The sequence below is a fragment of the Lactobacillus sp. ESL0261 genome, from assembly GCF_003693025.1.
GTDB classification, from domain to species: Bacteria; Bacillota; Bacilli; order Lactobacillales; family Lactobacillaceae; genus Lactobacillus; species Lactobacillus kullabergensis.
Window position 1 is genome coordinate 16,888 of record NZ_REHN01000009.1, and the last position, 14,013, is coordinate 30,900.

Consider the following 14,013-nt stretch of genomic DNA (forward strand, 5'->3'; position numbering starts at 1 on the left):
TTTATTAATTACTGATTAACCTCACGATGCTTGGGATCAACGGTAACTTTGCCAGCTTCAATTTCTTCTAAAGCTTTGCCCACTGGTTTTTGTGATTTATAACTTTTTAAAGCTTCAGGTTCACCGTCTTCAAGTTCATGTGCTCTTTTCGCTGCAAGAACCGACAAAGAATATCTAGAATCAACCTGAGCCAACAATTTATCAATAGATGGATATGTAACTCTCAATTTAATCCTCCTTAACCATTTTGCGATAAGTATTAATGACACGTTTAACACTCACATGTTCAGCTTCAACAATCGCTTTTATATGATCAACTGCATTTGCTACAGTATCATTAACCACCGCATAATCATAATCCTGCATGACCAGAATTTCTTGACGAGCCTGTTTTATTCGACCCATAATTACATCCTCGGATTCAGTACCCCGATTTTCCAGCCTGGTATGCAAAGTATGTAAATCAGGTGGCGTTAAAAATATAAAGACGCCATCAGGCATTTGTTTTCTAACTTTCTTAGCACCATTGACATCAATTTCCAGCAAGACGTCTTTACCTGCTTCCAGCATCTTTTCAACAGGAGCCATAGGAGTGCCATAAAAATTATTTACATATTGATTATACTCCAAAAGTTCATTTTGATTGATCGCCTGCTTAAATCGCTCTTGACTAACAAAATAATAATCCTTGCCGTTTACTTCGCCTGGCCTGGGCTTTCTTGTAGTCATTGATACTGAATATTCAAACGGAAAAACTTTATTTTTCACTATTGCACTTTTAACGGTTCCCTTACCAACTCCCGAGGGACCAGAAAGGACAAGTAACAAACCTTTTTCTGTCATGCCATACTCCCTTAATAAAAGCTATTGTATTTAGTTTGCACTAAAATGAAAATATTTTCAAGTTATGTCTTTTTAATAAATCAAAATTCTCCTAAAAAATTTTGATTAAATACTTGTTTTTTGGAACAAATGTTCTTATAATATTATTTGTCAAACAAATGTTCGGTTAGCTCTAAAGGGGTGGTTTGATGAAAAACTCGCTTAAGAAAATTTATCACTATTTCTTCGATTATGATGAAGATAAATTAAGTATTTACAGCCAATATTACTATGAAATATTAACTGATCTTAATAGTGCCCTACTTCACCGCTCCTATGTATTGATAAGTTATCAGGATGGAACGAGTGAAATCGGACAAATCATAAAACGTATTTCTGCAGGTCGTTTTATTTTGCGTTTAGCAAATAAAAAACTAATTAAAATAGTTGATATTGATACTATTTTTAGAGTCGATTTTGCATAATTAGTCTCATAAAAAATCATAACCAAGAATCAATTTGATTCTTGGTTTTTTAAATAAATAGTTTCACTCAGGATCTTGAATCCAGCATTCAAATAAACATTGATAGCTGCTCTATTTGATACATCAGCATTCAAAGCAAAAACTTTGCTACCTTCTTCCTGCAAAATTGCCATCATCTTTTTGATAAAAAAAGTACCAAAGCCTTGTCCGCGAAATGGCTTGTCAATAAACAATCCGAAGAAATAGTCCTCATTTTCACCTTGATCCACAGCGCAATAGCCGACAACTTCATTCCTTTTTAATAAGATAAAGCTTTTGGTATCTTTATCCAACAGAGAATTTTTAATGTATTTAGTAGATGTGGCAATAGCTTCTCCAAAAGCATTACTGTGTGCTGCAGCAACATGATCAACATAGTTCATTGTTAAAGGCTTAACTACTAAAACTTGGTTTAATTTGTCAGTCTTTTCAATTAGTGCTGGTTCTGCAGTTCGCATGTAATAATCAGAATCTTCCGGAACAATCTTTAAACCCACTTTTTTCAAAAAGCCTGGATTTTTTTCTAAAAAAACTTTTTCTGACACAAACTCCCATTTGTAATAACCATACTGCACCATGATTTTTTTTGCATGCTCAAACATTCTTGTAGCAATTCCTTGTTTGCGAAATTCAGGATCAACTTCTAAGTTGACTTCCACTTCTTCTTCAGGTTCCTCATCTGCGTATAGCATAGTTAATCCAACTAACTTATTTCCATCATAAGCCAAAATAAAAGTTGGCATATCTTGAAAATAATTAAATTGATTGCTCAAATAAAAATCTGAATATGTTTTATCAGCTTTTTTGACTCTTTCTGTTAATTCATTCGCCTGCCTTTGTTCTTTTTCATTTAAGTTTACTTTTTCAACGATTATCATTTCTTCTTCCTTTTAAAACTTTTCATTAGATCCTTGGCATTTTGTTTAGCTGCTTGTGTTACATCACTACCTGCCATCATTTCGGCAATTGCAGTTACAGTTTCTTCTTGAGTTAATGGACCTATTTGTGTGTATGTAGCACCATCTTCAACTTTTTTGGCAACTAGGTATTTTTGATCACTGGCTGCAGCAACCTGTGGTGAGTGTGTTATAGCGATTACTTGTTTATTTTCACCAATTGAATGTAATTTTTGACCTATTGCTGCAGAAACGCGACCGGAAACGCCAGTATCAATTTCATCAAAAATCATTGTTCCTACAGGTTCAACTTTGCTAAAAATTGCTTTCAATGCCAGTATCAGCCGTGACTGTTCACCACCAGATACGATCTTGACCAGAGGCATTAGTTCTTCGCCGGGATTTGGTGCTATTAAGAAGACAATATTATCAGTGCCTTTATTACTAAAAGTTTTCGTAGTCGAAAAATCAATACTAAAACGGGCTTTTGCCATGTATAAATCTGATAGTTCCTGCTTGATTTTACTTTCAAGTGTTGCAGCTACTTTTTTTCTTGTCTCATGGAGATTTTGTGCTTCAGTCTTCAGTTTATCTTCCAGAACTTTAAGCTGCTTTTGCAACTTTTCTTCATCAAGTCCACCTGTCTCATACTGACTCAGTTCTTTTTGAATTTTGGCATAAAATGTGAAAACATCTTCTAAAGAAGGACCATATTTTTTCTTTAATGAATTAAGTAAATCTAACCTGTTTGAAACGTACTGAAATCTTTCCTCATCGAAGTCCATTTCATCGAGTACATTTGATAATTCGCTTCGGGCGTCACTTAATGCAAAAACTCCATCATCTATAGTTTTAGCAATATCTTTGAATTTAGCACCATATTCTGTTAACTCATTTGCTGCACTTTGGGCATTACCCAATAAAGTTTCAATGCCATGGTCTTCATCGTCATATAATTGCATTAAATAGTTGGCTGTATCGACAATTTTTTGATAATTATTTAGTTCGTTATATTCTTCTTCTAGCTGATCATCTTCATGAGGATCTTGCAGATCTGCTTTAGACAATTCATCATTCTGAAAAGATAATATATCTTGCTTTTGAGCTAATTCCTGGGCATCTTTATGCAAATGATTAATTTGAGAAGTTAATTTTTGCCATTTTTTAAAATTATCCTGATAAAGATTAAGTTCCTCTTTAAATTCTATAGGAGCATAATTATCGACCAGATCGATTTGTCGATCTTGATCCATCAATATTTGTTGATCATTTTGACCATGAATATCAACCAGAAAATTACCTAATTCTTTCAATACATTAATTGTAGTTAATTGTCCATTTATTCGAACAATATTTCTTCCCTTAGCAGCTATTTCCCGACTAATGATTAATTGCTTATCTGCATCAGGTATACCGTACTTATCACAAATTGCAGCAATTTTTTTAGATTCATGATCAATATCAAACAAGCCGGTAATAACAGCTTTTTTTTCACCGCTACGGATCATTTCTTTTTGACTGCGACTTCCCATTAATAATGAAACTGCATCGATAATAATTGATTTACCCGCACCAGTTTCACCTATTAGCACAGTCATATTTTCTTGAAAGCGAACCTTCAATGCTTTAATAATTGCAAAATTTTTAATATCCAGTTCAACTAACATTTTTTTCTCCTAAAGATTGGCAACAGCCTGAGCAACTAGATCTTCTGGGTTCCCAGACCATATTAATTTACCACCATCTTTTTCGTCTTTTTGTAGATGTATCAAAAACTCAATATTGCCTTTGCCACCTTTTATTGGTGAATAATCAAGGTTTAAAACGTTAAAGCCATCAGCCCTTGCCTGATCAATGGTATGTCTAATAACATCACAATGGACATCATGATCATGTACTATACCATGTTTACCGACATGTTCAGGACCAGCTTCAAATTGAGGCTTTATCAGACAAACAGCTTCACATTTATCTTTTAGAATCTGAAACATTGGCGGCATAATTAAATCTAAAGAAATAAAGGAAACATCAGTCATTGCAAAATCAGGTTGACCGTGAGTAAAATCTTCAGGTTTGCTATAACGAAAATTTTGTTTTTCCATTACTACAACGCGAGGATCATCACGCAATTGCCAGGCAAGTTGATTGTAGCCTACATCGAGAGCATATACCATCTTAGCCTTGTTTTGTAAAGCAACATCAGTAAAGCCTCCAGTAGAGGCACCGATATCCAGACAAATTTTACTGGTCAAATCAATTTGAAAGGATTTTAAGGCCTTGGCCAGTTTAAAACCACCCCTTGATACGTACTTCTTATCCGATTTTTTTACAAAAAACTTTTCATCAACCGGTAATTTAGTACCGCTTTTATCGATTCTCTGATGATTATGATCTGATACTAAACCTGCCATGATCGCCCGTTGAGCCTGAGTTCGAGAATGAAACATGCCTCGTCTGACTAATAATACATCCGCTCTTTCTTTAACCATTTATAATACCTTTTTATATAAATCAAGAAATCCAGCTAAAACAGTTGCATCAATTGATTTTAAGCAATTTTGAGCATCAGTCATTAATTCAGTCAGCTCTTTACGACTTCTTGAAACACCAAGCAAAGTCAAGGTATTATTTTTGCCGCTTTCCAAATCTTTATGGGTTTTTTTACCCGCCTCTGCAGAAGTTTCAACCACATCTACTAAATCATCATAAATTTGATATGATCTTCCAAAATCTTCAGCAAACTGAATTAGTGTCTTTTTTTGAGAAGAATCAGCATTACCATATTCAACTGCCATTGCGACACAAGCTTTAATTAAGCAACCTGTTTTTAACCATTCCATTTTATTAATAAATGCGGAATTGTTTGCGACGCAATCATTATTAGTAGAATCAATATCTAAATATTGTCCACCAACCATGCCGTTAGGACCAACAGCTTGGGTAATTATCTTAACTAATTTGACTGAATTACTGCCATCAGAAATCCATTCAATACCCATTGGTAATAAAGCATCTCCAGCAAGGATGGCTTCAGCCTCACCCCATTTTTTGTGACTTGTTAATCTCCCTCTCCGATAATCGTCATTATCCATGGCCGGCAAGTCATCATGAATTAACGAATAAGTGTGAATCAGCTCAATTCCACTTGCAATCCTGACTTCTTCCTCATTTATTTTTACTTTTAGTGTGTCAAGCGTTGCCAAAAAAAGTAAGGGACGTAACCTTTTGCCTCCAGCCATTACTGAATAAGACATAATCTGACTTATTTTCTTGTCAGAAACTTCGCTTGTTAAATGCCCTTTTAAGTAATCATCTACTATCGGAGTCCATTTTTCTTTAAATTCTTTAAAATTCATTTCAAATCTTCTCTACTTTTCTGGGGCAGCAGCATCATTAGGATCAAGCTTATGTTCTGTTCCATCACTATCAATTAACTTAGCTACTGTTTCTTCGGCTTCAGTTAATTTTTTATTTAAATTACGACTTAATTTTACTCCAGATTGAAATTGTTCAAGAGCGTCTTCTAGAGGAATATCCCCATTTTCCAAGTTATTCACAATTGTTTGTAATTCAGTCAATTCCTCTTCAAAATTATTTTTCTTGGTTACCATTTTTTTCTCTCCTTATTGAAGTGATAATTGCTTTTGTCAGACCATCTTTAAAATGGATACTAATTTCATCTTTTACTTTAATTTGACTTACAGAACTGACAGTTTTATTATTCTCGTCTTTAACATATGCATACCCTCTATCTAAAGTTTTAAGAGGACTGTAATCATTAAGCTGTTGTCCTGTTTGACTCAAAACATTACGTTTTGCTTGTATAAAATGCTTTGTATTAGCAACTAATCTTTGATAATAAAAATCAGTTTGCTGCAAAAATGACAAAATTTTTTTATTAGGACTGACTGCAACAAGGCTTTGTTTTGCCAACTGGTAATTTTGCCTTTTGCGTTCTAGCTGATGAACCATATTATTATGAAGTCTGTCTCGTAAAAGGTCTAAAGTTTGTGCCTGCTCATCATATAGTCTTGCAGGTTCTCTCATGATAACAGAATTATTAATGCGATTTAAAGCATCATGACGAACCCTAATAATGTTTTGTATACTTGAAACAAGGCTGTTTTGCATTTGGCGAATATTTATCAATTCATCAGGTAAATTAGGAGTGGCGTATTCGGCTGCAGCAGTGGGGGTTGCTGCTCTTACATCAGCAACTAAATCACATAGTGTAGTGTCAGTTTCGTGGCCGACAGAGGAAATAACCGGCATTTTCATATCAAATACTTGTCGTACTACGCTTTCCTCATTAAAAGGCCATAAATCTTCAAGCGATCCACCACCTCTACCAATGATCATAACGTCATATTTGTCTTTAAACTGAGCTATTTGCTTCATTGACGCTATTAATGAATCAGCAGCAGAGTCTCCCTGAACTTGAGCAGGAAACAAATCTACTTCTGCATGAGGAAATCTCCTATTAACAGTTACTAAAATATCATGGATTACTGCACCAGAAGCACTTGTTACAACAGCAATGTAATCTGGATAATGGGGAAGTGGTTTTTTAAATCTCTGATCAAAAAGCCCCTCACTAGCCAGCTTTTTTTGCAGTTGCTGTAATTGTTCATATAATGCCCCTAATCCTGCAGGCTCCATAGATTCGGCATAAAATTGGTAAGAGCCTTGTGGCCCATATACGCTAACGTAGCCAGTTATATATACTTTCATGCCTTCTTCAGGCTTAAATTTCACTTTATCAAAATATGACCGAAACATGACAACATTTATCTTCGATTTTTCATCTTTTAGAGAAAAATACTGATGTGAATTACGCCGATAACGAAAATTAGACAATTCACCTTGAAGAAAAACTTTATGTAAATAAGGATCGTTTTTAAATTTTTGGGTTATATAGTAATTTAAATCCGAAACTGTTAGGTACTTACTACTTTCCATTATTTCTCCTCGTCAACTGAATAACTTGCTCCATAAGAGACTCAACCGTAAGAGGACCAATTCCACCTGGAACTGGAGTTATGAAACTCGCAATTGGAGCAACATGCTCAAAATCAACGTCTCCAACTATTTTGCCATTAAATCGACTTATCCCTACATCTATAATAACTGCATTTTTCTTAATCATATCAGCAGTTACTAAATTATGTTCTCCTGTTGCTGAAACCAAGATATCTGCTTTTTTGGTATACTCGGTCAAATTCTTTGTTTTTAAATGCAATATTGAAACAGTCGCATCTTTCTCAAGCAATAATGCAGCTAAAGGTTTCCCAACAATGCTGCTTCTACCTATAATAACTGCATTTTTTCCTTTTAAATTAATATGATAGTAATCTAATAAAGCCAAAATACCGTGTGCAGTTGCGGGTTCAACAAAATGATCTCCTTGCCACAAGCGACCTACATTTGCTGGAGTAAGACAATCAACATCCTTATCTGGGTCAATAGCAGCTAGAGCTTCATTTAAAATGATTTGTTTCGGTACTGGCAACTGAATCATAATACCATTGACATTCTTTTCATTATTTAGGCGATCAATTAACTCTAATAAATTTTTTTGTGTCACATTAGACGGTAATTGAAATAATTTTTGCTTAATACCAATTTGATCTGCTCTTCTTTTTTTGGTTTTTAAGTAGATTTTGCTACTTGGATCATTACCAATATTAATTACGCAAAATTGAGGTTGTATGCCTGCCTTCTTCAAATTTAAAACTTGTTTTTGAAGAACGTCAGCGCGAATATTAGCTAAATGCTTACCGTCTAAAAGTTGACCCATTTTTATTCCCTTTTTAAAAAAATAGTCGGCATAAAGCCGACTATAAGTTATTTTTAGATAAAATTTGCCAGCATACCATTAATAAATGGCTTATCTTTAGGATCAGCAAACTCATCACATAAGTTCAAAGCTTCATTTACCGCAGCTTTTGGCTCAATTTCTTTACTGTATTTAATTTCATACAAAGCAACTTCCAAAATGGCCAACGAAATTTGATTAATACGATTAATTCGCCAGTTCTTTTTCAAATAGCTGGCAAGTTCACCCTTTAATTCATCCCGTTTTTCTATAACACCCTCAATTAATTCTTTTGTATAGGCAGAAAGTGCTTTTAAATCAAGCATTGCGACAGTTTTTGCTTCAACTTCATTAGCCGTATATTTTAAGTCCTGATTAGACAAATAAACGGCTTGCATTGCGACTCTACGACTCTCGTGTTGATTCATTTTTACCCTTTTCATCTATATCGGAAAATAGCTGAGAGGTTCCGCTGCCATCTTCATTATCATCGTCTGGAAATTCAAGTCCGGTAACATGCACGTTAATTTCACTAAGAGTTAAATCGGTCATCTGTAAAACCTGTTGCTTTAAAGTCTTTTGCAAATCCATTGCTATTTCAGGCACATTTTTACCAGCTTCAATACTGACATAAACATCGGCAATCAAGTTATGTTCATCATCAATATTAACAGACACGCCTCTGCCACGATCTTCTCTTCCTAAAACGCGGTTAATTCCGGACTTGACGTCACCGTGCATTTCGGCAACTCCATCCACTTTTTCGGCAGCGATGCCCATAATAACTTCAAGAACACTAGGATCAATTTCAATTTCTTCGCCGTTATTTTTATCATCTAAGACAATTTTTGAACTATCTGCCATTTTTTTACCTCGAAAAATTATTTATTTGCGCGAGATACGTATGTACCATCGACCGTATTAATTACTAAGACGTCTCCCTCATTAATAAAGAAAGGTACGTTTACTACAAGGCCTGTTTCCATAGTTGCAGGCTTTCCACCACCTGATGAAGTATCGCCTTTAATATTAGGCTCCGTTTTGGCAACCGTCAATTCAACAGTATTCGGCAACTGAATTCCTAAGGTTTTGCCATCATGCATAATGACACTTACGTTCATATTTTCCTTCAAGAACTTGGCTTCATCTTTCACTTGTTCATTTGGAATTGCCAACTGATCATAGGTTGTTGTATCCATAAAAACATAGCTGGAACCGTCATTATATAAGTATTGCATTGACTTCGTTTCAATTTCGGCAGTTTCAACTTTTGCAGTAGAGCGGAAAGTATATTCCTGTACAGCACCTGTGTTCAAACTCTTTAGCTTTGAGCGAACAAATGCACTACCCTTACCTGGTTTAACATGTTGAAATTCAACTATACGCCATAAGTCATTATTATACTTGATAGTCAAACCATTTTTAAATTCATTTACTGAAATCATTGTCATATTGAGTACCTCATCTCCATAATATTATCTTACCAATTAGTAAGCAATTTTACTATAATTATTATTTATCTTTTATAAAGAAATTAAGTTGTCTTTAGGTAAAGTAGAAAGTGTCTCAGGGGTTTGATTATGAATTAAAATGTCATCTTCAATTCTAACACCGCCTTTATTTGGCAAATAAATTCCTGGCTCAACTGTATGAACCATGTTATTAACAAGTTCTTGTTTGCCAAAAGGTAAGGCAGGTTGACATAATTCATGTATTTCTAATCCGATGCCATGACCAATCCCATGACCAAAATACTTTCCATATCCTTGTTCTGTAATGTAGCTTCTGGCTGCTCGATCAACATCGCTGCCATGATTGCCTGCAATAGCAGCTTCAATACCACGCCTCTGTGCTTCATGAACAATTTCATAAATTTTGTGCATTTCCTGGTCAACTTTGCCAACAGCAACAGTTCTGGTAATATCAGCAGCATAACCATGGTAAAACGCACCAAAATCAATTACAACCATATCACCATCTTCAATCATTTTATCGCTGGCAACACCATGAGCCCATGCAGAACGCACCCCTGAGGCAATAATAGTATCAAAGCTAGGACCATCACCGCCATTAATTTTAAAGTAGTAATCTAATTTTGCTCCGATTTTCCGCTCAACAGCACCTGGCTTAATCAAAGGCAATATTTCATTAAAGCTATCCATTGAGATGTTAATCGCTTTACGCAACGTTTCTAATTCAAGTGCGTCTTTAACATTACGGACTTGTTCGACTAATTCCTCGCATATTTCGAAATCGATACCAGGGTTTAATCTTCGCAAGTTTGCAAACTCAACTGCAGAAACGAATTCACCTTCGATTAAAACTTTTTTTAAATTTGTCTCTTTTAATTGTTTAGAAATTTCAAGGTCTTGACCTTCTTTTTTCATTACCACCTTAATTTCGCCTGGGGCCTCGGCTTTAATCTGATCGTCAAACCGTGAGTCAGAAAGTAAAATTCGATCTCCTTTTGAAGTTAAAATTAATTGAGCTTCTTCACCAGTAAAATTAGTCAAGTAACGATAATTTGCTTGGTTAAAAATTAACAGTCCATCGGCATTACGTTTTTTAATTAGTTCAGTAACCTTATTTATTCGCCCGTTAAGCAGCGTTAATAGTTCTTCCTTCTCAGTCATACCCATAATCTCCTGTATATCAATCTTTAACTTAATTTTAATCCTAAAAAGAGATACAATACTAACTTATTTTTACTAAATTAAAACAGAAAAAAGACGAGAAGCATATGCTTTTCGTCTTCTTGTTTAAGAACTAAATTACTTAGCTTCTTCTTCAACCGGAATAACAGAAACTTGTTTTCTGTATTTATCTTTCCGCTCAAATTTAACTACTCCATTTACCAAGGCAAATAAAGTATCGTCTCCACCTTGACCAACGTTTTTACCAGGGTGAATCTTTGTACCACGTTGACGATAAATAATTGAGCCGGCATGAATGGTTTGGCCATCTGCAGCTTTAGCACCTAAACGACGACCAGCTGAATTACGGCCATTGGCAGTAGAACCTCCACCCTTGTGGTGGGCTAATAATTTAAGATTTAAAATATTCATCATTACTTCACCTCTAGTTTAATTCAATTTTTTCAACTGTAACCTTGGTATAAGGTTGACGGTGACCATATTTTGAATGTGAGTGCTTCTTAGGCTTGTACTTGAAAGTAACTACCTTCTTTTCCTTGCCTTGCTTTTCAACTTTAGCAACAACTTTAGCACCTTTAACTAACGGTGTACCAACTTTAACATCTTTGCCATCGGAAGTAAGAACTACTTCATCAAAAGTAACTTCTTTGCCTTCTGCAGCATCAAGCTTTTCAACAAAAACACTATCGCCTTCAGCAACTTTATATTGCTTGCCACCGGTTTTAATAATTGCGTACATTTACTACCCTCCAAAATTTACTTAGACTCGCCAATCGAGGTGCTCCGTAAAAGACTTATTACCCCGAAATGTGCGGTTGCAGATGTAGAGGAATCCACAAATACAACTACTACATAATACTACTCTTAAGTCTAGTTGGCAATAAAAAATACCCTTTTTATTGGGTAAATTGGCATTAAATCTGCCACTTACCACCGTGTACTTTAGCAATATTTTCGGTAACAATAAATGCTTCACTGTCAATTTCGCGGGCTTTGGCAACTAATTGACCATATTCATTAGTATCAACAATTATAACTAATTGTTGCTTATCTTGGTCACTGTAACCACCCACAACGTTATAAACAGTCAGGCCATCGTAATCCTGCTGGAGCATTTGCCTAATTTTATCTAATTTAGTGTTACTCATTATGCGCACTTGATATTTTTTATCAAAACCAGTTTCAGTATATCGCATAGTAATAGTAGTAATGACCTGAGAAAAAGCTGCCAGTAAAAATGCTTCAGTTCCATCAACAAAAATGTTCAGTACAATGACCGACATATCAATGACCATGAGCGATATAGCAGGGTCAACATAAAAATATTTTTTTATAATTAGTGGGGGAATTGTGGTTCCGCCAGATGAAGCGTTAATCCGATACAGCATTGTAACACCAATGCCCATTAAAACCCCACCATAAATTACCGCCAGCATATTATTTGAAGTTAGTTTAAAGCTAGGGGTAATTGCCATTAAGACAGGTACTAAAAGACTGCCCAATGCAACTTTTTTTAAAGTTTGTTTGCCTAAAAAGACGGCAGCTAAAATTAGCATTAAGCCATTAACCACAAATACTGAAATTGAGCGGTTAATTCCCCAAACAGCATCAATCAATATTGAGATTCCAGTCGAGCCACCAGCAGCAACATTTATTGGAGCATAAAAGAAGTTAATTGATATTGTGATTATTTCCAGACCAGCCAAGAAAAAGAGCCAGTATTGCCAAGTATGGGTTTGCTTTTGTGAGTCCATCTCATCTTCCTTCCATAAAATTGTTATTTTACATTTTACAGGAAAGCAGCTAGATTATGCAAGAAATATGGGTTTTGGTTATGCGTGATCATTCTTAAAATCGCTTAAACTATAACTCTGAGGAATTTTTCTTAAATTATTAAGAAATTATAAATATTACTGTTCAGCAAGTTTGTATCTAATAGTCTGATTGCCTTCGTATGCTGGTAGACCTTTTTCAGCCCGATATAATGCTCGCTCAAACGCTTGATAGCCTTTACTTGAACTAACGGCAAACTTGATATGGTATTTACTGGCAAATTCTCTGATATTCCAAGTACTGTCATGAGCTGCAAAAGCCGTAACCAAAATCACGATATCTAGATCTTTAATTTGGTTTTCAATAACTTTTTTTCTGCCCTGAAAAGCATCAATAGGAATTGGAATGCCGCCATAACGATTAACTATTCCTTCAAGCATAGCTTCATTTTGATTATTACCAATAGCAATTCCAACTCTTTGATAATGTAGATCCATCGCTAGTTTAGGTAAATAAACTTTCTTTGATTCAGCAGTACTTTTTTTCTTTTTTGTGCCAATAGATTTCTGGGACTGTTCAATTTGATAAACCCAGCGAATTTGAATTGCCTCAGCCGGATTCTTTTTCAGACGCACGTCCCCATCATACCAAGCTAAGTCTACTATTGAACCATCAACTAACTTAATATTTTCATCCCAATATTTGCTTGAATCAACTGGTAAAAGAAGCGCTTTACCATGAACCCGCAATTTTTTACCTTGAGCATTACGCGAAATAGCCAGATGTCCGGTTCGTCCTTGAACTACTGCATACTTAAAGGTTGAAATAGAGTCAACTTCCATACTGGGCAAATCACGATAGCCAACAATCCTTAAAATAGTCGCTTCATAATGAGAACTTTTTTCTTCTGGTACAGCTTCAACGATATCTCCACTTTTCAAATTCAGGGAATGGATCTGTGATTCTTTTAACGTATAAACGGTCCTATTGCTATCATTAATCAAATCACAGCCTGACAATAAACGAATTACCGTATAACGCTTCCCTTTTCGGTAATCCCTTGGAGGTTTTTTAGGTGTAGCAACTGCTTGCTCAAATACTTTTTTATTGATTAAATCTTTTGAAGTCCCAAGTGACTTTATTGCTTCTTTTAAATCAATTAAATTTTTACGGTATTCTTTATTGATACCTTGGGCAAGCGTTAATTTCTGCGTAGCCGAAAGCACTGTATTTTTAGCTGAAATGTTTGCCGGATTAGTAATTAGTCGCGTTAGACTTGTTAATAATAAATTAAGCTGCTGTAAATCAACTTCTACAGTATCTTTATCTTTTACGGTTGAATTGGTTTTTTCATCCCTATCGGTCATACCTAAGATCAGTTTTATTGCAGCCAAGCCATTCTTAAGGCTCTTCTCATCTCCGGCAGTCTGATTAAGAATCCTTATTAAATTATTGCGATAATCGAACATATTTTTACCTGTCTTTATATTATTTACTTAAGTATAGCAAAAGCAAAAAAGTCCAGCGTT

18 protein-coding genes and 1 other annotated feature are annotated in these 14,013 nt (G+C 35.1%); of the genes, 1 reads left to right on the plus strand and 17 read right to left on the minus strand.

Annotated elements, in window-relative coordinates:
• Positions 1-8 precede the first annotated feature (8 nt).
• Both rpoZ and gmk read right to left on the minus strand, forming a co-directional pair.
• Positions 9-227 (minus strand): DNA-directed RNA polymerase subunit omega, encoded by a 219-nt coding sequence (gene rpoZ / locus F5ESL0261_RS06195; RefSeq protein ID WP_034981312.1) that lies wholly within the window; start codon positions 225-227, stop codon positions 9-11.
• 1 nt (position 228) lies between these two features.
• Positions 229-843, minus strand: a complete 615-nt coding sequence (gene gmk / locus F5ESL0261_RS06200; RefSeq protein ID WP_109586437.1) for a guanylate kinase — start codon at positions 841-843, stop codon at positions 229-231.
• Between the two features lie 188 nt (positions 844-1,031).
• Between gmk and F5ESL0261_RS06205 the strand changes: the two genes are divergently transcribed.
• Positions 1,032-1,307: a hypothetical protein gene (locus tag F5ESL0261_RS06205; RefSeq protein ID WP_122052590.1), complete on the plus strand. Its 276-nt coding sequence runs from the start codon at positions 1,032-1,034 to the stop codon at positions 1,305-1,307.
• Between the two features lie 29 nt (positions 1,308-1,336).
• On the opposite strand, the gene F5ESL0261_RS06210 is transcribed toward F5ESL0261_RS06205, so the two are convergent.
• The 15 genes from F5ESL0261_RS06210 to F5ESL0261_RS06280 form a co-directional block, all read right to left on the minus strand.
• Positions 1,337-2,224, minus strand: a complete 888-nt coding sequence (locus F5ESL0261_RS06210; protein ID WP_122052591.1) for a GNAT family N-acetyltransferase — start codon at positions 2,222-2,224, stop codon at positions 1,337-1,339.
• The gene (gene recN, locus F5ESL0261_RS06215) at positions 2,221-3,909 is read right to left on the minus strand and encodes a DNA repair protein RecN (protein WP_122052592.1); all 1,689 of its coding nucleotides are present in this window, start codon (positions 3,907-3,909) and stop codon (positions 2,221-2,223) included. The genes F5ESL0261_RS06210 and recN overlap by 4 nt, the downstream gene beginning before the upstream one ends.
• Before the next feature lie 9 nt (positions 3,910-3,918).
• The gene (locus tag F5ESL0261_RS06220; protein ID WP_122052593.1) at positions 3,919-4,731 is read right to left on the minus strand and encodes a TlyA family RNA methyltransferase; all 813 of its coding nucleotides are present in this window, start codon (positions 4,729-4,731) and stop codon (positions 3,919-3,921) included.
• Positions 4,732-5,598 carry a polyprenyl synthetase family protein gene (locus F5ESL0261_RS06225; protein ID WP_122052594.1) on the minus strand — a complete coding sequence of 289 codons (867 nt, stop codon included), beginning with the start codon at positions 5,596-5,598 and terminating at the stop codon, positions 4,732-4,734. It lies immediately after the preceding gene.
• A 12-nt stretch (positions 5,599-5,610) separates the two neighbouring features.
• A complete protein-coding gene (locus F5ESL0261_RS06230) occupies positions 5,611-5,853 on the minus strand; it encodes an exodeoxyribonuclease VII small subunit (RefSeq protein ID WP_122052595.1) in 243 nt (80 codons plus the stop codon).
• A complete protein-coding gene (gene xseA, locus F5ESL0261_RS06235; RefSeq protein ID WP_122052596.1) occupies positions 5,834-7,201 on the minus strand; it encodes an exodeoxyribonuclease VII large subunit in 1,368 nt (455 codons plus the stop codon). The genes F5ESL0261_RS06230 and xseA overlap by 20 nt, the downstream gene beginning before the upstream one ends.
• A complete protein-coding gene (locus tag F5ESL0261_RS06240) occupies positions 7,191-8,039 on the minus strand; it encodes a tetrahydrofolate dehydrogenase/cyclohydrolase catalytic domain-containing protein (protein WP_122052597.1) in 849 nt (282 codons plus the stop codon). The genes xseA and F5ESL0261_RS06240 overlap by 11 nt, the downstream gene beginning before the upstream one ends.
• Before the next feature lie 53 nt (positions 8,040-8,092).
• A complete protein-coding gene (gene nusB / locus F5ESL0261_RS06245; protein ID WP_122052598.1) occupies positions 8,093-8,485 on the minus strand; it encodes a transcription antitermination factor NusB in 393 nt (130 codons plus the stop codon).
• Positions 8,463-8,921, minus strand: a complete 459-nt coding sequence (locus F5ESL0261_RS06250; protein ID WP_122052599.1) for an Asp23/Gls24 family envelope stress response protein — start codon at positions 8,919-8,921, stop codon at positions 8,463-8,465. The genes nusB and F5ESL0261_RS06250 overlap by 23 nt, the downstream gene beginning before the upstream one ends.
• 17 nt (positions 8,922-8,938) lie before the next feature.
• Complete coding sequence (gene efp / locus F5ESL0261_RS06255) at positions 8,939-9,508, minus strand: elongation factor P (RefSeq protein WP_122052600.1); 570 nt, start codon at positions 9,506-9,508, stop codon at positions 8,939-8,941.
• 72 nt (positions 9,509-9,580) lie between these two features.
• Positions 9,581-10,690, minus strand: coding sequence for a Xaa-Pro peptidase family protein (locus tag F5ESL0261_RS06260; protein ID WP_122052601.1), 1,110 nt, complete (start codon positions 10,688-10,690; stop codon positions 9,581-9,583).
• 138 nt (positions 10,691-10,828) lie between these two features.
• On the minus strand, positions 10,829-11,122 hold the full coding sequence (rpmA, locus tag F5ESL0261_RS06265) for a 50S ribosomal protein L27 (protein ID WP_034981396.1): 294 nt from the start codon (positions 11,120-11,122) through the stop codon (positions 10,829-10,831).
• A gap of 13 nt (positions 11,123-11,135) precedes the next feature.
• On the minus strand, positions 11,136-11,450 hold the full coding sequence (gene rplU / locus F5ESL0261_RS06270; RefSeq protein WP_046332289.1) for a 50S ribosomal protein L21: 315 nt from the start codon (positions 11,448-11,450) through the stop codon (positions 11,136-11,138).
• Between the two features lie 13 nt (positions 11,451-11,463).
• Positions 11,464-11,538, minus strand: a sequence feature (ribosomal protein L21 leader region).
• 87 nt (positions 11,539-11,625) lie between these two features.
• The gene (locus tag F5ESL0261_RS06275) at positions 11,626-12,465 is read right to left on the minus strand and encodes a YitT family protein (protein WP_045928275.1); all 840 of its coding nucleotides are present in this window, start codon (positions 12,463-12,465) and stop codon (positions 11,626-11,628) included.
• A 156-nt stretch (positions 12,466-12,621) separates the two neighbouring features.
• Positions 12,622-13,953 (minus strand): DUF2325 domain-containing protein, encoded by a 1,332-nt coding sequence (locus tag F5ESL0261_RS06280; protein ID WP_122052602.1) that lies wholly within the window; start codon positions 13,951-13,953, stop codon positions 12,622-12,624.
• Positions 13,954-14,013 lie beyond the last annotated feature (60 nt).